General features: G+C 67.3%; 19 protein-coding genes. 6 read left to right on the top strand and 13 right to left on the bottom strand.

Annotation, left to right across the window (positions count from 1 at the left end):
- Positions 1 to 45: 45 nt before the first annotated feature.
- From ACPCJR_RS24130 to ACPCJR_RS24105, 6 genes are all read right to left on the bottom strand, one after another.
- The gene (locus tag ACPCJR_RS24130) at positions 46 to 684 is read right to left on the bottom strand and encodes a pyridoxamine 5'-phosphate oxidase family protein (protein ID WP_391515494.1); all 639 of its coding nucleotides are present in this window, start codon (positions 682 to 684) and stop codon (positions 46 to 48) included.
- Position 685: 1 nt separating this feature from the next.
- The gene (locus ACPCJR_RS24125; RefSeq protein WP_391515492.1) at positions 686 to 2200 is read right to left on the bottom strand and encodes a sodium:solute symporter family protein; all 1515 of its coding nucleotides are present in this window, start codon (positions 2198 to 2200) and stop codon (positions 686 to 688) included.
- On the bottom strand, positions 2197 to 2433 hold the full coding sequence (locus ACPCJR_RS24120) for a hypothetical protein (protein ID WP_391515490.1): 237 nt from the start codon (positions 2431 to 2433) through the stop codon (positions 2197 to 2199). The genes ACPCJR_RS24125 and ACPCJR_RS24120 overlap by 4 nt, the downstream gene beginning before the upstream one ends.
- A 21-nt stretch (positions 2434 to 2454) precedes the next feature.
- Entirely contained in the window at positions 2455 to 2901 is a 447-nt protein-coding gene (locus ACPCJR_RS24115) for an SRPBCC family protein (protein WP_391515489.1), read from the bottom strand.
- On the bottom strand, positions 2888 to 3232 hold the full coding sequence (locus ACPCJR_RS24110; protein ID WP_391515487.1) for an ArsR/SmtB family transcription factor: 345 nt from the start codon (positions 3230 to 3232) through the stop codon (positions 2888 to 2890). The genes ACPCJR_RS24115 and ACPCJR_RS24110 overlap by 14 nt, the downstream gene beginning before the upstream one ends.
- Before the next feature lie 331 nt (positions 3233 to 3563).
- Positions 3564 to 3812 carry a hypothetical protein gene (locus ACPCJR_RS24105; RefSeq protein ID WP_391515485.1) on the bottom strand — a complete coding sequence of 83 codons (249 nt, stop codon included), beginning with the start codon at positions 3810 to 3812 and terminating at the stop codon, positions 3564 to 3566.
- Between the two features lie 119 nt (positions 3813 to 3931).
- Here ACPCJR_RS24105 and ACPCJR_RS24100 point away from each other — a divergent pair, with 119 nt between their 5' ends.
- The gene (locus ACPCJR_RS24100) at positions 3932 to 4162 is read left to right on the top strand and encodes a hypothetical protein (protein WP_391515483.1); all 231 of its coding nucleotides are present in this window, start codon (positions 3932 to 3934) and stop codon (positions 4160 to 4162) included.
- Positions 4163 to 4194: 32 nt separating this feature from the next.
- A complete protein-coding gene (locus ACPCJR_RS24095) occupies positions 4195 to 5685 on the top strand; it encodes a carbohydrate porin (protein ID WP_391515482.1) in 1491 nt (496 codons plus the stop codon).
- Between the two features lie 19 nt (positions 5686 to 5704).
- Here ACPCJR_RS24095 and ACPCJR_RS24090 read toward each other — a convergent pair whose 3' ends face one another.
- Complete coding sequence (locus ACPCJR_RS24090) at positions 5705 to 6748, bottom strand: transporter (protein WP_391515480.1); 1044 nt, start codon at positions 6746 to 6748, stop codon at positions 5705 to 5707.
- Between the two features lie 5 nt (positions 6749 to 6753).
- Positions 6754 to 8382, bottom strand: coding sequence for an inorganic phosphate transporter (locus ACPCJR_RS24085; RefSeq protein WP_391515478.1), 1629 nt, complete (start codon positions 8380 to 8382; stop codon positions 6754 to 6756).
- A 228-nt stretch (positions 8383 to 8610) separates the two neighbouring features.
- Between ACPCJR_RS24085 and ACPCJR_RS24080 the strand changes: the two genes are divergently transcribed.
- Together ACPCJR_RS24080 and ACPCJR_RS24075 are read left to right on the top strand one after the other, a co-directional pair.
- Positions 8611 to 8964: a hypothetical protein gene (locus ACPCJR_RS24080; RefSeq protein WP_391515476.1), complete on the top strand. Its 354-nt coding sequence runs from the start codon at positions 8611 to 8613 to the stop codon at positions 8962 to 8964.
- A gap of 45 nt (positions 8965 to 9009) precedes the next feature.
- Entirely contained in the window at positions 9010 to 9933 is a 924-nt protein-coding gene (locus ACPCJR_RS24075) for an alpha/beta hydrolase family esterase (RefSeq protein ID WP_391515474.1), read from the top strand.
- 132 nt (positions 9934 to 10065) lie between these two features.
- Here the strand turns inward: ACPCJR_RS24075 and ACPCJR_RS24070 are convergent, their stop codons facing one another.
- The 3 genes from ACPCJR_RS24070 to ACPCJR_RS24060 all read right to left on the bottom strand — a co-directional run bounded on the left by ACPCJR_RS24070 (position 10066) and on the right by ACPCJR_RS24060 (position 12864).
- Positions 10066 to 10344 carry a DsbA family protein gene (locus tag ACPCJR_RS24070; protein ID WP_391515472.1) on the bottom strand — a complete coding sequence of 93 codons (279 nt, stop codon included), beginning with the start codon at positions 10342 to 10344 and terminating at the stop codon, positions 10066 to 10068.
- 868 nt (positions 10345 to 11212) lie between these two features.
- Positions 11213 to 12202 (bottom strand): zinc-dependent alcohol dehydrogenase family protein, encoded by a 990-nt coding sequence (locus ACPCJR_RS24065; RefSeq protein WP_391515470.1) that lies wholly within the window; start codon positions 12200 to 12202, stop codon positions 11213 to 11215.
- 32 nt (positions 12203 to 12234) lie between these two features.
- Positions 12235 to 12864, bottom strand: coding sequence for an NADPH-dependent F420 reductase (locus ACPCJR_RS24060; protein WP_391515468.1), 630 nt, complete (start codon positions 12862 to 12864; stop codon positions 12235 to 12237).
- Between the two features lie 114 nt (positions 12865 to 12978).
- Here ACPCJR_RS24060 and ACPCJR_RS24055 point away from each other — a divergent pair, with 114 nt between their 5' ends.
- The gene (locus ACPCJR_RS24055) at positions 12979 to 13860 is read left to right on the top strand and encodes a LysR family transcriptional regulator (protein WP_391515466.1); all 882 of its coding nucleotides are present in this window, start codon (positions 12979 to 12981) and stop codon (positions 13858 to 13860) included.
- 121 nt (positions 13861 to 13981) lie between these two features.
- Here the strand turns inward: ACPCJR_RS24055 and ACPCJR_RS24050 are convergent, their stop codons facing one another.
- Positions 13982 to 15145, bottom strand: coding sequence for an NADH:flavin oxidoreductase/NADH oxidase (locus tag ACPCJR_RS24050; RefSeq protein ID WP_391515464.1), 1164 nt, complete (start codon positions 15143 to 15145; stop codon positions 13982 to 13984).
- A 165-nt stretch (positions 15146 to 15310) separates the two neighbouring features.
- Between ACPCJR_RS24050 and ACPCJR_RS24045 the strand changes: the two genes are divergently transcribed.
- Positions 15311 to 15925, top strand: coding sequence for a TetR/AcrR family transcriptional regulator (locus tag ACPCJR_RS24045; RefSeq protein ID WP_238508358.1), 615 nt, complete (start codon positions 15311 to 15313; stop codon positions 15923 to 15925).
- Between the two features lie 16 nt (positions 15926 to 15941).
- On the opposite strand, the gene ACPCJR_RS24040 is transcribed toward ACPCJR_RS24045, so the two are convergent.
- Entirely contained in the window at positions 15942 to 16295 is a 354-nt protein-coding gene (locus ACPCJR_RS24040; protein ID WP_238508357.1) for a hypothetical protein, read from the bottom strand.
- Positions 16296 to 16363: the final 68 nt, after the last annotated feature.

Raw genomic sequence — 16363 nt, 5'->3', positions numbered from 1 at the left:
GGCGATCGCAGGTTGAGATGTTGGAGACGGACACTCGGATCGCTTCTATCCCTCACCCGCGCCAACCTTCGCCTCGTATTCGGACTGCGAGATGGTTCCGACAGCCGCCACGCTCTCGCGATCTGCCCGTGGCAGGTCTTCTTGCAAGAACGCTAGCCGCTTCCACTCAGCGACCGGTGCGTTCCCCTGAGCATCGGGCACGTAGCGCGAGCTGTCCTCGCGCCGGTAGCGATGTACGTAGCGTGGGCAGTTCAAAAAGATCTGCGTCGGGCGGATGCGCATGACCATGGCTGCGCCTGGGACCGGAACGGTCTCGTCCAGGTGCGCACCCCCATGCACCCGCAGCCGCCGGGGTGTCTGGAAGTCGATGAAGAGGAGGCCCACCCGGGCCTCCTCCGTGACGTTGCCCATCGATAGGAACATGCCGTTGCCGTCGTAGCAGGGCAGCAACAGGTCATCGCCGTCGATGCGGACGAAGCCCGGCGCACCGCCCTTGTAGGACACGGTCGGCTGGCCGGTGGCGTCGACTGTCGACAGGAACAGCATGTCGCGTTCCGCGATGAAGGCGCGATCGGCCTCCGACAACCGGTCGCTGACGATCGCGCGCTCTTGTGTGTCGGCCAGCCGGCGCGTGCCGAAGCGGTCCTGCAGCGCCCATTGCTCAGGCGTGTAGAAGCTGTCCATCTCAGGCCAGAGCTGGCCGGGCCTGAGGGTTCGCCCCCGCCTGCTTTGCTCTACTGGCCTGCACGACGACGAACAGCTCCTCGACCCGTTGCTGTTCCTCGGACGAATGCGGGAGCAGATAGGCGCAGGCGACGTAGACGAGTAGATTGACGGCCAAGCCGAAGCACCCGGAGGTCAGGCCAAAGCCGAAGGGCAAGTGGCCGCCATAAGCGAGCTCCAGCCCGATCGCCGTGACGAAGCCTAGGATCATGCCGGCGAACGCGCCCTGCCGGTTCCCCCGCTTCCAGAAGATGCCTAGGAACTGTGGGACCGCGAGCTGGATGATGCCCTGGTAGGCCAGCACCGCCAGCGAGAACAGGGCCGGCAACGTCAGGGTCGCCAACCAGGAGGCCAGGAGCGTCAGTAAGAGCATGCCGACTTTCGCGATGACGATCATCCGCTTCTGGTCCAGCGCGACGTAGTTGCCGACGAGATCGTTGGCGAGTTGCGCGCCGTAGGCTTGGATATTGCCGTCCGTGTGCCCCATCGAGGCGGCGAGCAGTACGACGCCGGCAAGGCCCAGCAGCACGAGACCTCCAGCCTGCTGGGAGACGATGAACCAGACGTCGTCAGGCTTGGCTACCGCTTCCGGCACCTTCGAGGCGAGCATGCCGAAGATCAGGAGCGCCACCCCGAACAGGAAGGTCAGCGGCACGGCGAGCGCCGCCGACTTCTTCAGGCTGTGCACGCCATCGGCCGTGAATAGGCGCACGAAGATGTAGGGCCAGCACCAACCGCCGAGCGCGCCGGTGAACATCAGCGCGAACAGGTACAGCGGGCCTTCCTTGGAGCCGAAGCTTGGGATCGCGAACATCTTTGGATCGAGGGTGGTGAGCGTGCTGCCCTTGACGACCACGAGCCAGACGATCAGTCCAATGAGCATCAGGCCGCCGCCGATATAGGCCACGATGCCCTGTAGGTAGTCGGAGATCACCACGCCGCGCATGCCCATGCGCACGGTCCAGATCTGACGGATCGCGATGACGAGGACGCCCACGACGACGGAGCTGGAGAACGACAGCGCACCCAGCGACATCGCCTCGAAGAGGTTGCCCAGGGCCTGCATCCCGAGAACAAGCCAGGGTAGGCCGGACACGATGCCGATGAGCGCCGCCACCGTCCTGATGTGGCGGGAGCCGTAGCGCAGCGCGAACAGGTCGCCCTGCGTGCGCAGGTCGTAGGCCTTGCCCCAGATCCAGACCGGCCGGGCCAGGACGAAGAGCAGCACGACGGTCAGGAGCGAGTAGGACAGGACGTAGAAAGACATTACGCCGGCCGTCACTGAGAGGGCGCCGAAGGCGGTGAACATCGAGCCCGGATACCAGGTGTTGAGGAACGACATCGCCTGATAGCGGGCTCCGAACGAGCGGCCACCCACGGCGTAGTCGGTGAAGGACTGATCGACTGTGCGGTTGCGCTGGAGCACCCAGACGACGGCGGCGAAGAACAAGACGAGTAGGCCGAAGGTGATGATCATGCCGCGCTCCCCTGGTCAGCTTCGTCGAGCAGATACGCGGCGACTAGGCTCACGGTGATGCACAGACTGACGGCCAGGAAGTAGAACAACGCGGTTGGGATCCCGGCGATCGGGGCCGTGCGGCCGTCGGCCGCCCAGTAGAGTGGCGGGGCCAGCGCGACGACGACGTCGAGCGCGAACCACAGTTTGACGATCCCGCGCCGGAGTGGCGCAGGTGAACCTTGTTTCAGCATGGCGTTTCCTCGTTTTGATTTTTAGTGAAGCACGGGTTCGAGCTTGTCGAAGCAGCTCGGCCAATCCTCCCTGTAGGCCTCGCGGATGTCCGCACGGGCGATCCGCCTATGGGTTAGGCGCATCTCACTGGTACCGTCATCTCGTGGGATGAAGTCGATCTGCAGAAGCGTCTCCTCCCCGCGCAGGAGATCGAGGGGCCCGTCGTAGATCCACGTCTGGACGATGCGCCGGCCCGGTTGAAGGTCCCGGTAGCAGCCGCTGATGCGGTGCTCCGCCCCGTCGGGCCCGCGGGTCGCCAACCGGAAGTGGCCGCCGAGGCGAAGATCGGTCTCGGCCTGCTCGACCACGTTCGGGCCGGGCGCGAGCCAACGCTGGATCATCTTTGGGTCGGTCCAGGCCCGGTAGAGCTTGTCGCAGGTCGCCCGAAACGTCCGGACGAGGACGACGGCGGGCTCAGTGTCGGTCATCATCGTCCTCGGTGTTCAGCAGATCCTCAAGAGCATCAAGCCGCTCGTTCCAGAAGGTCGTGTAGGTGCGCAGCCAGGACAGCGCCTGAACGAGGGGCTGACGCTCAAGCGAGCAGCGATGCACCCGACCTTCAATCGTGCGGCTTAGAAGGCCGGCATTTTCGAGAACACGGACATGCTTGGAGGCAGCAGCCAGCGACATGGCGTGGGGCGCGGCGAGTTCGGAAACCGTGCGCTCACCGGACGCGAGTTGATTGACCATGGCTCTACGGGTTCGATCCGCGAGGGCATGGAAGACGCCATCCAGGGCCAAGGGCAAATGCTCAACCATTTGGTTGATAATTACAGGATGGTCCTGCTAGCGCAAGAGGCCGGCACGCATTCGTATGCGCGGCCTGAGGAGTGAGGTCTGCTTCGGTGGTTTTTTCGCTTAGAACCTGACGGGCTACTGTTCACCCAACACGGTCGTACCCTCCTTCCCGCCAAGTGGCCCGAAACCGGGCCTGCCAAGGGCCGGAAGCAGCCGCTCGTCGCCGGGACCAAGCGTCAGGTTTCGACCGCTGGAATCATCGGGGCGTGGCCGGCAAGGTTTTTGGGGAAAGATGGACCAGAGAACGGGCACTCTGCCGTGACCGACGGACGGGGCGGGACGGGATTGGCGGTCAATCTCGTTCGGGTACCGCCAACATGACCGCCGCCCGTACGGCGGCCCGCCGGAGTTCATCCACGGCCCAGGACTGGCGCATCAGGGTGCCGGCGAAAGGGTGCTCGGCGACGGCCGACGCCGGATCGATCCGATACCCCTCGCCGAACCGGACGGTGCCGCACGACGGATCGGCCAGGTAAGTGTCCACCACCGCCGTCACATCGTCATCCACGATCCTTAAGGTCACCAGCAGGTCCAGCGTCATCGGTCCGGGCATTGCATCGCCTTAGGGCGCCTCGGCGACGCCTGTAAGTCGGTCCGCCTCGCCAAGCCGGACCGTGGTCCGACCGCCCGGGTGATGGGTCCGCAGGAGACGAACGCATCATGCCAGTCGATCAGACAGCGCCGTTGGAGGTAGGGATCGAAGCGGCCGGGGATGGGGTCCAGCGTTGGGCCTGGGCCATCCATCGCGAAGCCAACCGTTGCCTCATCGTTCGCTCCCGTCCCGAGTACCGGGATCGGGCCGAAGCGCTGGAGGCCGGTCTGAAGGCCGCCGGCGGGGTGGGGGCCCGGTTGGGTGCCGAGGTCGTGGTGCGCGACGGTGTCCCGACCTGACCGTCGGCCTCCCACCTGGATCGGAGACCGAGGTGCGTTCCCCTTCCCGCACCATCCTCGTCACCCTCGTCGCGCTCGCCCTATGGCCGCAGCCAAGCCTCGTCGCGGCCCAGGCCGAGGACCGCGAGGCGCAGGCCACGGCCGCAAGGGTCGCGGCCGAAGGCATCGCCATCGGCTCGCCGACAGGCGCGGGCGGCGATCCGCAGACCTCGGTGGCCCAGCCGGTCTTCTCGGCGGGCCGGGCGGCAGAGGTGACGACCTCGTTCCAACCCCTGCTGGGACCAGCGGGCGACCCCGGCGGATACCGCGCGTTCCTGGAACGCCACGGGATCACCTTCGGGCTGATCACGGTGGGGGAGACCTACCGCAACCTGCGCGGCGGCCTGCGTCGGGGCTCCACGGGCCTGACGCTGCTCGACCTCGACGTCGACGTCGATCTCGACACCCTGGCCGGGTGGAAGGGGGCGAGCGCCCACGCCACGGTCTACCAGGTCCAGGGCAGCGGCACCTCGCGCTCCCGCGTCGGTAACCTCATGACCATCAGCGAGATCGAGGCCCTGCCTGCCTCGCGTCTCTCGGAACTTTGGCTGGAACAGAGCCTGTTCGACGACCGCCTTTTACTCCGCGTCGGCCAACTCTCCGCCGACACCGAATACATGGTCAGCCAGACCAGCATCCTTTTCACCAACGGCACCTTCGGCTGGCCGGCGATCTTCGCTGCAAACATGACCGACGGGGGACCGGCCTACCCGCTCTCGGCGCCGACCGTCCGCCTGAAGTACGTGCCGGCCCGGGAGCTCTCGTTCCAGGCCAGCCTGATCGACGGCACGCCCGGCGGAGGCAATCCGCGCTCAGGGGTCGATCCGCAGCGGCGCAACCCGAACGGCACCCGCTTTCCAGTCTCCGATCCGCCGCTCGCCATCGCCGAGGTCTCCTACGCCTACAACGTTCGCCCCGGCGACACGGGCCTGCCCGGCACCGTGACGTTCGGGGGCTGGCACCGGTTCGGCCGCGTCGATGCCCTCATGCCCGACCCCGTGGGCGGACTCGGCCGACGAGTTTCTGGCGATTCAGGAATCTACGGGGTGATCGACCAGACGATCTACCAGGAGCCGAACGATCCCAACGACGGAGCCAGCGTGTTCCTGCGGGCCTCGGCCTCTCCCGGCGACCGCAACCTCGTGGACCTCTACCTCGACGGCGGCATCGCCTATCGTGGCCTGTTTTCCGGACGCTCGGACGACACCCTCGGGTTCGGCGTCGGCGTCACGCACATCTCCCCCGTGGCGCGGCGGCTCGATGCGATGGCCGCCCTCCAAGGCACGGCACCCACCCCTCGCCGGAGCGCCGAGCTCTTGCTGGAGGCGACGTACCAAGCGGTGCTCGCCCCCGGCATCGCCCTGCAGCCGACCGTGCAGTACGTCGTCCATCCGGGGGGCGGGATCTCCAACCCCCGCGATCCCGACGGCAGCCGGGTGCGCAACGCCTTGGTGTTCGGCCTTCGCGCCATCACCCGCTACTGAGCCGGACGCGCTACCTTGCTCAATCCCGAGGCGGACGGATGCCCAGGACGCGGATCAGCGCATAGGCGACGACCGCCGAGAGGCAGGCGATGGCAATGGCCACGGTGGAGCCGGCTTCGTTCTCCGCGAGCGGCAGGCCCTTGGTGTTCATCCCGAACAGCCCGGTCACGAGCGTCGGCGGTAGGAACAGCGCGGTGAGCACCGACAGCATGTAGAGCTGCTGGTTCGAGGCCTGCGCGATATAGGAGGACAGCTCCTCCTGCATCAGCCGGCTGCGGTCGGCGAGCAGGACCATGTCCCGGTCGAGCGCGTCGAGCCTCTGCGCGATCCGCGTGGCGGCGGCGATGGCCGTATGCGGGACCTCCTCGTCCACCCCGGCGTTCTCAAGGCGATGGAAGACCGCGCGCAGGCCGAGCAACTGCCGGTGCAGCCGGACCGCGTCCCGGCGGATCGGCCCGAGCCGCCGCCGCTCGCCGCGTACGCGCTCATCGAGGATGTGGTCCTCGATCTCGTCGAGCTCGTCGGCCAGGCGGGCGCCGGTCTCGGCCATCGAGGTCACGACCCACTCGACGATGACGTCGAGCAGCTGGATCGGCGCCAGGATGCCGCGACCGTCGACGGCGGCGTCACGGGCCAGGTCCGGTCCGAGGACGGGATGCCGCCGGCCGCTCGCGAGCAGACGCGGGCCCATGACGAAATGCAGGCGCCCGCCGGCGTCGATCCTCGGGCTCTCGCCGGTCCCCCGGACGAGGTCGGCCACGACGCCGCCGATATGGCCAGACTCGACAACGAGGCGCTGGTGCGGGTCGCTGGCGAAGGCTGCGGTTGCGAGGCGAGGTGGGCCGAGGCGCCCTTCCTCGATCACGGCCGGCAGGCGCGCGTCGTTCAGGTTGAAGTGCAGCCAGGTGAACGCCTCGCCGAAGCTCCCCGGGGCGGGCAGTGCCTCCCCGTGGTCGACGAGGTGACCGCAGCCGCTCTCGTCGAAGCGCATCGCCCAGAGCAGACCCGGAAGCGCCGCCTCGTCGCACAGACGACGAGGGGGGGACGCGGTGGCGGCCTCCATCCGGTTCAGAACACGTGGCGCAGGATGAAGAACAACGTCCCGGCGATCAGGATGGCGGCCGGCAGCGTCATGATCCAGGCCAGCGCCATGTTGCGCACGGTCGACACCTGCAGGCCGGAGCCGTTGGCCGCCATGGTGCCGGCGACGCCCGACGACAGGATGTGCGTGGTCGAGACCGGCAGGCCGTAAAGCTCGGCCAGCCCGATGGTGCCGGCCGCGACGATCTCGGCCGAGGCGCCTTGGGCGTAGGTGAGGTGAGTCTTGCCGATCTTCTCGCCGACCGTGACGACGATGCGCTTCCAGCCGACCATGGTGCCGAGCCCGAGCGCCAGGGCGACGCAGACCTTCACCCAGCCCGGGATGTAGCGGGTGCCTTCGTTGAGGAGCTCGGTGTACCCTTTCAGCGTCTTGGCATCGCCTTCGGTCAGGGGCGCGCCGGACTTCGGCAGCAGCCGGATCGCGTCGGAGGCGAGGTACATGTCGTTGCGCACGTTCGAGGTCGCCCCCGCCGGGACCTGCTGGAGCGAGCCGTAGCCCTTCACCGAGGCGGCGATGTCGGTCGAGAGGGCCGACAGGGCACCGAAAACCTCCGGCTTGTTGAGCTCCTTCGTCTTGAGCGCGTCGGCCACCGTCTTGCGGGCCTGGGCGGCGTCGGGCCGTGCCGTCCCGCCGGCGTAGTTCGAGAACACCTTGCTGGCGGCCTCGGAGGTCTGGACGAAGGCCGGTGTTGCGTCGGCGTTCATGGTGCGGTTCAGGGCGTAGGCGGTCGGCGCGGCGCCGATGAGGATCAACATGATCAGGCCCATGCCCTTCTGGCCGTCGTTGCCGCCGTGGAAGAACGACACCAGGGTGCAGGTCAGGATCAGGACGCCGCGGATCCAGAGCGGGGGCGGCGCGTCCCCCTTGGGCGCCTCGTACAGGTCCTTGCGGCGCACGGCGAACTTGAGGGCGAGAAGCAGTAGGGCAGCCGCGACGAAGCCGCAGATCGGGCTGAAGGCGAGCGCCTTGAACACGCCGAGCGCCTGGTTCCAGTCGACGCCGGAGGTGCCGTCCTGGCCGCCCATGAGCTGGTTGGCGATGCCAACGCCGAGCACGGACCCGATCAGGGCGTGCGAGGAGGAGTTCGGCAGGCCGAGCGCCCAGGTCCCGAGGTTCCAAAGGATGGCCGCGATGAGCAGGGAGAAGATCATCGCGTAGCCGGCGCCCGACCCGACCTGCAGGATGAGCTCGACGGGAAGAAGGGTGACGATGGCGTAGGCTACCGCGCCCGAGGACAGCAGCACGCCGAGGAAGTTGAAGGTCCCGGACCAGATCACTGCGACCAGCGGCGGCATCGAGTGGGTGTAGATCACGGTCGCCACGGCGTTGGCGGTATCGTGAAAACCGTTCACGAACTCGAAGCCCAGGGCGATCAGCAGCGCGAGGCCGAGGAGGGCGAAGGCGCCGAGCGCCAGGGGCTCCTGGTGGACGGCGTTCATGTCCGCGATCAGGCTGAAGACGGCGTAGCAGAGGCCGGCGACGAGGACGAGCAGGAAGGCGATGATGCCCCCGGGATGGATGCCGTGGTCGAGCTTCGGCTTGCCGGCGGTTGCATGTCCGACCGTGCCGGTCGGTGCCAGGATCGCGTCGGACATGGTCGCTTTCTATAATTTGTATGGTTGTCCGAGGATTAAAACGTCTCGATGACGGACAAGTGACAATCTCCGAGGGATCTCAAACCCTTATTCGGATATCGCGATGCAACATTGGCCCGCATCCGGGGTTGATAGGTCGCTACCCTTGCATCGCTGCGTGAGGGACGGCCTAGGGTCATGCGCTCGTCGAGCGGAGCCGCGATGCTGCCATCTCCCGAGAGTCTCCCGATGCGCATCGTGCAAGCCCTCGCCACCATGGGTTTCGCCTTCGCGCCGTTGCCGGCGGCGGCCTCCTCCTGCGCCGAGCAGATCGGTACCATCGAGCGCCGCCTCGACAGCGCAGGTGCCGTCCAGGTCGCTGGCCTGCGGGCGGGCCACGCGCTCCGCACCGGATCGCCCCGCGGCGTGACCGTCGTCCGCCTGGATGGCCCGAGCGACCCGGACATGGTCTCCACGGCGGACCATGTCGCGCTCGCACGGGATCTCATCGGACGTGCGGGCGAAGAGGATCGGCGGGGCGACAAGCGTGCCTGCGAGCTCACCATGACCGAGGCCGAGGGCTTGATCGGCGCCCTGCCGTAGCCCTTTGCGCCCAACCCTTACGTCCCCGCACGAGAAGGCATCGCGATGACCGGATACCTTGGCGTCGGCCCGGCACGACCGCGGGGACGGCCCATCGGGCGACTCGATGCGCTGGAGCGTCGGTTCGGCAATCGAGCCGGCAGCAGGGCGTACGACCTGTTCGTCCCGTCGAGGCAGGGAGGGGGCGTCCAGCTTCCGCTCGTGGTGATGCTGCACGGTTGCTCGCAGACGTCGCGCGATTTCGCCATCGGCACCCGGATGGACGAGTTGGCCGAGGAACAGGGCTTACTCGTCGCCTATCCGGACCAGCCGAGGTCGGCGAACATGGGAAAGAGCTGGAACTGGTTCAGGGACGGCGACCAGTGGCGGGACCGGGGGGAGCCGTCGATCCTCGCGGGGCTGACGCGTCAGGTCATGCAGGACTTCGACGTTGATCCCGCGAGGGTCTACGTCGCTGGCCTGTCCTCGGGCGGTGCGGCCGCGGCCGTCCTGGCGATGGCCTACCCGGATCTCTATGCCGCGGTCGGTATTCATTCCGGATTAGCCTGCGGCTCCGCCACGTCGATGGCAGCGGCCCTCATGGCGATGCGCCGGGGCGCCCTTCTTCAGCCGCGGCGGGCGACGCATCCGATGCCGACCATCGTCTTCCATGGCGACCGCGACAGGACCGTGTCGCCGGTCAACGGCGATCAGGCCATCGCGCAATGCCTGCCCGTTGTGGATCTGGTCACGGCCATCTTCAACGGACGTTCCGACGGCGGGATGGAATATACTCGTACTGTCCTCACCGAACGGCAGGGGACCTGGTCGTCGGAGCAATGGGTCCTGCACGGTGGCGGCCACGCCTGGTCCGGCGGCCATCCGTCCGGCTCCCACACCGATTCGGTCGGTCCCGATGCCAGTCGCGAGATGCTGCGCTTCTTCGGGTCCCACGCGAGGTCGGACGGCCCGCACTTCGGGGGCCCGTGACCGGGGGATTTCCTGGCGCTTCAGGTCCAGCCCATCGCCATCGAGCAGGAGGATGTCCGTGGCCGCGTGGTCGCCACACGGCCATGGCCGCAGACGGTGCCTGATGCCGAGGTCGCACCCTGGAGGCAGGCTTCAGCCCGGTCTCCGTTCCAGGGCTCGCCCGATGATGTCGCCGAGCGCGTCCGCCGTCAGCGCGCCCTCGTGTCGGTCGTCGTTCACGAACAGGGTCGGCGTGCTGTGGACGCCCAGGGCCGAGGTCGCCTGCGCGAAGACGCCCTGCACGCCGTCGTAGAGGGCTTGGTCGCGCAGGATGGTATCGAACCGGCCGCCGTCGATTCCCGCCTGCCGCATCAGTTCCCGCAATAGGGCTTGCTCAACGGAACGGTCACGTTGGAAAATGGGCGCTGGCACTGCCCTGGTACGTACCCCGTTCGCATAAGCGGGTGTATGTAACCATTCACATTACGGCAAATTCTTTGTCGCTTTGCCGTAGCTATATGCCATATACATCACGTAAACTTGAATTCCAATTAGGATAGAAAATAGAAAAATCGATAAATACATCTCTTCGTAAGCATACGAGATGGCTGCAGCTAGCATTACTGCGCAGTTTAGCATCTCAAGCGAAGCTCTGTATGCGGAAACTACGCTTATATGGGCGTTTCCACTAACTACCCAAGCGTGAATACTTTCACTTTTTATGATAATCCTTCTTTTAAACGACCTATTTACAATCAAAAATTCCTTGACAGAAAGTATTATTGAAATAAAAACTCCAGATATTCCAATATAAATCCAGATCATATGTCCCCAACTCACTGCTTACCAATCGAACTCTCTGACCATATCAGGCACCTCCCTAAGGAGCGATTTGCCGCTCATCCATTCGCACAACTTCCAATATGGAGCCGCCTAGCCTCCGCTTTCCACCCTCAGCGGCCCTTCCGCTGCCGACCCCTTGCCGACCCTCGGAAGGTCCGCTTCGCGGCAGCTTGGTGGAAGACGCCCCGCGTCCGGATCGGGTGGTTTCTAGCCCGTCCGCTTCCAGGGAGCGGATGCATCAAAGCGGACATAGCCGAGGGGACCGCTACCGACCCAACCCGGCCACCCAGACCGTCATTGGCGCTTCTCCAGAGCGGTCGTTCGTCAACTGTCGGGTAACTTCGGCTCGGGGTGGGTATCGGACCGTGGTCATTGATCCGGAAGCAGACACACCTCGAAAGCAGATCGACCTCGCTCAGGCGAGGCAGATCCCGTCCATCGATGAGGTGACGCCCACTCAGACCGTGACGACGATCTTCCCGACCTGTTCGTTGCTCTCCATGAAGCGGTGAGCCTCGACGATCTGGTCGAGCTTGAACGTTTTGGCGACCACTGGCTTCAGCGCGCCAGAGGCGAGCCCCTTCACGATGTAGTCCTTGGCCTTTTCCAGACGGGCTGGGTCCTTGGTGATCTCGAACAGCTGGTAGCCGCGTACCGTGAGGTCTTTGCCAAGCAGCGGCATCACCGGCACCGCGAGCGGAGCCGTGTCCAGCGCCCCGTACTGGAAGAAGATGCCGAGGTAGCCGAGCGCCTCTAGGATCTTGGCGACCTCCGGGCCGCCGACCGGATCGAAGGCGACGTTCGCGCCCTTGCCGTCGGTGATGCGCGCCACCTCGGCGACGAGGTCCTGCTCCTCGGTCGCGATGACGTGGGCGGCCCCGTGCCGCAGGAGTTCGTCGCGCTTGTTGCTCCGACGCGTCAGGGCGACGGGCACGGCGCCGAGGGACTTTGTGATCTGAATGGCGGCTAGCCCCACGCTGCTGGACGCGGCGCGGATGAGCACCGTCTGGCCGGCCTGGACGTCCGCGATGTCCACGAGCGCGCCGTAGGCGGTCGTGAACATCATCCAGGTGGCGGCCGCCTCCTCCCACGACAGGTTGTCCGGATGCTTCACCACCCCGAAGGCCGGCGCGTTCACGAGCTCGCCGTGCAGGCCGTACTCGCCGAGCAGGAAGCAGGGCACGACGCTGACGGCATCGCCGACCGCGAAGCCCTCCACGTCCTGTCCGAGCGCCTCGACGGTGCCGGCCGCCTCGTAGCCGATGATGGCCGGGAAGGTCGGCTCGGTCACGTACTGGCCGGTCCGGAACATGACCTCGGCCCGGTTGAGGCCCATCGCCCTGACCCGGATCTGGACCTCGCCGGACTTCGGCGCCGGCACGGGGACGTCCTCGACCTTGAGGACCTCGGGACCGCCGATCCCATGGAATCGTACGACGCGTGTCATGATGTTCTCCTTGTCCGATGAGGGGGGGCCGTTCAGGCCGCCTTGAGCCAGGCCGGGGCCGCGGAGGTGCCCCAGCCGAGGAAGAACCCGAAGTGGATGTTGATCTCGCCGACCGGCTCCAGGTAGCGGGCGTTGCTCAGCGGACCCGCGTCGACCGGAGCGAACCCGACGGACGAGGCCAGCCCGGAGACGGCCTTCTTCGCCGCCTCGTCGTCGCCGGCCACGAAGACCTGGACCTCGCGGCCCTCGCGCGCCTCGGACGGCAGCAGCTGGGCGAAGATCGTGTTGAACGCCTTCACGACCCTCGCGCCCAGGACGAGCTTCTGGATCTCCTCCGCCGCGGACGTCGTGTGCCCCACGACGAGCGCCTTGTAGTCCGGGGTGATGGGGTTCGAGATGTCGACGACGATTTTGCCGGTCAAGTCGCCAGCCCCCTTCAGGGCCGACTCGGCGGTCCCGTAGTTCACCGCCAGGATGACGATGTCGGCGAGCCTCGCCGCCGCCTCGGAGCCGCCGCCCTGGGCGCGGGGGCCGATCTCACCCGCGAGCGCGGCGGCCTTGGCCGGGTCGCGGTGGCCGATGGCCACGTCGATGCCCTTCGAGGCGAGAAGCCTGGCGATGCCGCTTCCCATGTTGCCGGTGCCGATGATCGCGATGGTCATGTTCGTAACTCCCGAATTGGCCCTGTCGTGGGGTGCGTGGTGAGTTGTGCACTTCCATCACGGAGGGATAAATCGCTGCTCAGCATGCACACTTGAACCAACGGGTTTCAAATCATGGATCGTCTCGCCAGCATGGCCGTCTTCGCCAAGGCCGTGGAGGCGGGCTCGTTCTCGGCCGCGGCCGACGCGCTCTCGATGTCATCGCAGATGGTCGGCAAGCACGTCCGGACGCTTGAGGACCATCTCGGGGTCAGGCTCATCAATCGGACCACCCGCCGCCAGGGCGTCACCGAGATGGGACGGGCCTTCCACGACCGGGTCCGCACCATCCTGGCCGAGGTCGAGGCCGCCGAGGCCCTGGCGGCGGAGAGCCGGGCGGTGCCGCGCGGACGGATCCGGGTGAACGCCCCGGTCACCTTCGGCGCCCACGAGCTCGCCCGGGTGCTGCCCGCGTACCTCGACGCCAACCCCGAGGTCGACGTCGACCTGACGCTGGCTGACCGGACGGTCGACCTCGTGGACGAAGGCTACGACGCGGTGTTCCGCGTCGGTACGCTCGGCGACAGCGGCCTGATCGCGCGGGCGTTGCGTCCCCTGGAGATGGTCCTGTGCGCGGCGCCCGCCTACGTCGACTCGCGCGGCGCGCCGGCGACGCCCGAAGACCTGCGCGGGCACGAGTGCCTCGGGTTCGCCTACGGGACCACGCGCCACCGTTGGTCCTTCGCGGGGCCGGACGGCGTCGTGATGGTCGAGGTGTCCTGCCGCCACGTCGTGAACAACGGGCAGGCGCTGCTGACCCTGGCCCTGGCGGGGATGGGCATCGTCCTCCAGCCGGCGTCGCTGGTCCGGGACGACCTTTCGTCGGGCCGCCTCGTCCATCTCCTGCCGGACCACGAGCCCCCGACCCATCCCATGCATATCCTCTACGCCCCGGACCGTCGGATCACGCCGAAGCTCCGGTCCTTCATCGATTTCGCCGTGGGACGCCTGGGGTGACCATCATGCTGCGCCGGGGCCGTCCGATGACGTGACCGGCCTGCCCGACAAGGCTCCGCCCATGGTCGGTGCGGAGGTGCCATGGCATGGCGCCCCCCCCAAGGTCCGGCCTCTGCATGCCTCAAGCGGCGACGTCCTCGCCGCCCGACCACGCGCCGAGACGACGGATCTTGCGTTCGCGCCCGTTCAGCCACCAGCCGATCTGCGGCACCCAGCTTCCGTACGGCGCGTCCTTCGATGCCACCCCGAGGGCTTGTTCGGCGTTCAGCGCGAAGTTCGGATCCCGCAGCGCCTCGCGCCCGATGGCCACGAGGTCGGCGTGGTCGCCCGCGACCACCCGCTCGGCCTGGACCGGATCGACGATCATGCCGACCGCCATCGTCCGCAGGCCGGTGTCCCGCCGGATGCGGTCGGCGTATGGCACCTGGTGGCCGTAGCCGCTCGGATGCTCGTAGGTGGTCCCGACGCCGCCCGACGAGCAGTCGATCACGTCGACGCCGACCGCCTTCAGCGCCTCGGCGAAGGCGACGCTGTCCTCGATGGTCACGCCGGTCCTCAGGCCATCGACGGCGGAGACCCGGACGAACAGCGGCTTGTCGGCGGGCCAGATCGCGCGAAGCTCGCTGGCGATCTCCAAGGGCAGCCGCATCCGATTCCCGCGGCTTCCCCCGTAGGCGTCGCTCCGGTGGTTGGTGAGGGGCGAGAGGAAGGCGTTCAGGAGGTAGCCGTGGGCGCAGTGCAGTTCCACGACCTCGAACCCGGCCTTGAGGGCGCGCCGGGCCGCGGCGGCGAAATCGGCCTTCACCTTCCCGATGCCCGAGGCGTCGAGCGCCTCCGGCACCAGCCAACCCGCGTCGACGGGCTGCGCGCTCGCCGAGACGATGTCCCAGGGCCGGTCGCCCCGGTCCATGTCGACTTGGGTCAGCGGGCCGTCGCCGCCATAGGGCCGCTGCATGCTGGCCTTGGGGCCGGCATGGGCGAGCTGGATGCCCGGCACGGCGCCCTGGGCCCTCATGAACCGGGCGATCCCGGCAAGACCCTCGATTTGCTCGTCGCGCCACAGGCCGACGTCGCCATGGGTGATGCGCCCTTCCGGGGAGACCGCGGTCGCCTCGACGATGACGAGGCCGAAACCGCCGAGCGCGAGCTTGCCGTAGTGGACGGTATGGTAGGTCGTCACGAACCCGTCCTCGGCCTGGTACTGGCACATGGGCGAGACGGCGAGACGGTTGCGCAGGGTGACCTCGCGCAGGGCGAGGGGCTCGAACAGCTTGGCCATGGACAAGGGTCTCCGTCGCGCCGGACCCGGGGTCGCGGCGCCGATGTCTTCGATGGGATTCGATTGTTGTAACGGCCGCTACTGACGCTATATCTGTAACGTCTGCTACAGACCGTCAAGCCCCGGTCGCCATCGGTGGGTGCCGTTGCGCGGGGAGACACCGAGGACGCGATGACCGCGATCACGACGCACAGAAGCAAGGGCCGACCGCGAACCTTCGACCGTGACCGGGCACTCCACCGCGCCCTTGAGGTGTTCTGGAAGCGTGGCTACGAGCCGGCGACGATGGGGGAACTCTGCTCGGCCATGGGCATCAACCCACCGAGCCTCTACGCGGCCTTCGGCAACAAGGCTTCGCTGTTCATGGAGGCGGTCAGGCATTACGAGACGACCTACTGGGCGGCCCCCTGGCGGCTGCTCGACGAGGAGCCGGACCTGCGCAAGGCGATGGAGCGTTTCCTGCTCGATGCCGCCGCGGTGCTGTCCTCACTCGAAGCGCCGTGCGGCTGCATGGTGGTGCTCGCCACCGCGAACGTCTCGCCGGAATCCGAGGATGTCCACGAGGCGATGAAGGGGCTCCGGGGGATCAGCCGCGCGAACTTCCTGAGGCGTCTGGAGCGGGCCCGGGAAGCCGGCGACCTGCCGGACGGGACCGACGTCGAGGCGCTGGCGTCGGCATTCAACACCCTGCTGCAGGGCCTGTCGATCCAGGCGCGGGACGGGGCCTCGCGCGGGGAACTGGAGCGCGTCGCCAGGGCGTCCCTGGCGATGCTGCCCGGCAGATGATGTCCATACGGGCACCTCATCGCGCGGTGGCGGTCCGTACCAGCGGGACGACCGAGATGCGGCCGCCGGCGCGGCGGATCTCGATCCCGTCCGCGCCGGACCCGAGTTCGGCGGGGACTGACATCGAGACCCGTTGCTCGCCCGAGAGGAGGGTCTCGAAGCGCACCGGCCTGATCCCGTCGGGTCGCGCGAGGGTCACGACCACGCGGTCGCCCTCGGCTCCGGGCACGTAATACGCGATGCCCGTCACGTCCCCGAAATCGAGGCTGGCGCCGTGCAGGGGCTTCAGGGGCTCGGCCGCGGCCGGGACGGCCAGGGTCAGGGTGGCGGCGAGGATCATCGCAGTTTTCGACAAGGCGATCATGGACATGGCAGGCTCTCTCCGATGCGGGATTTCCGGGCGATCCGATCTTCGCCCCTGCGTTGAAAGCTGGCTTG

Source organism: Methylobacterium sp. NPDC097929 (assembly GCF_049543375.1).
GTDB lineage: Bacteria > Pseudomonadota > Alphaproteobacteria > Rhizobiales > Beijerinckiaceae > Methylobacterium.
Note: the sequence above shows the minus strand (reverse complement) of the source record. Positions and strands in the feature narration are given on the sequence as shown.

Coding starts and splice junctions, on each gene's coding strand:
- ACPCJR_RS24105 (WP_391515485.1), bottom strand. CDS start 3,812: ATGACGCTGGACCTGCTGGTGACCTTAAGGATCGTGGATGACGATGTG.
- ACPCJR_RS24055 (WP_391515466.1), top strand. CDS start 12,979: ATGGATCGTCTCGCCAGCATGGCCGTCTTCGCCAAGGCCGTGGAGGCG.
- ACPCJR_RS24085 (WP_391515478.1), bottom strand. CDS start 8,382: ATGTCCGACGCGATCCTGGCACCGACCGGCACGGTCGGACATGCAACC.
- ACPCJR_RS24120 (WP_391515490.1), bottom strand. CDS start 2,433: ATGCTGAAACAAGGTTCACCTGCGCCACTCCGGCGCGGGATCGTCAAA.
- ACPCJR_RS24065 (WP_391515470.1), bottom strand. CDS start 12,202: ATGACACGCGTCGTACGATTCCATGGGATCGGCGGTCCCGAGGTCCTC.
- ACPCJR_RS24110 (WP_391515487.1), bottom strand. CDS start 3,232: ATGGTTGAGCATTTGCCCTTGGCCCTGGATGGCGTCTTCCATGCCCTC.
- ACPCJR_RS24080 (WP_391515476.1), top strand. CDS start 8,611: ATGCGCATCGTGCAAGCCCTCGCCACCATGGGTTTCGCCTTCGCGCCG.
- ACPCJR_RS24040 (WP_238508357.1), bottom strand. CDS start 16,295: ATGTCCATGATCGCCTTGTCGAAAACTGCGATGATCCTCGCCGCCACC.
- ACPCJR_RS24090 (WP_391515480.1), bottom strand. CDS start 6,748: ATGGAGGCCGCCACCGCGTCCCCCCCTCGTCGTCTGTGCGACGAGGCG.
- ACPCJR_RS24130 (WP_391515494.1), bottom strand. CDS start 684: ATGGACAGCTTCTACACGCCTGAGCAATGGGCGCTGCAGGACCGCTTC.
- ACPCJR_RS24125 (WP_391515492.1), bottom strand. CDS start 2,200: ATGATCATCACCTTCGGCCTACTCGTCTTGTTCTTCGCCGCCGTCGTC.
- ACPCJR_RS24115 (WP_391515489.1), bottom strand. CDS start 2,901: ATGACCGACACTGAGCCCGCCGTCGTCCTCGTCCGGACGTTTCGGGCG.
- ACPCJR_RS24060 (WP_391515468.1), bottom strand. CDS start 12,864: ATGACCATCGCGATCATCGGCACCGGCAACATGGGAAGCGGCATCGCC.
- ACPCJR_RS24100 (WP_391515483.1), top strand. CDS start 3,932: ATGCCAGTCGATCAGACAGCGCCGTTGGAGGTAGGGATCGAAGCGGCC.
- ACPCJR_RS24075 (WP_391515474.1), top strand. CDS start 9,010: ATGACCGGATACCTTGGCGTCGGCCCGGCACGACCGCGGGGACGGCCC.
- ACPCJR_RS24045 (WP_238508358.1), top strand. CDS start 15,311: ATGACCGCGATCACGACGCACAGAAGCAAGGGCCGACCGCGAACCTTC.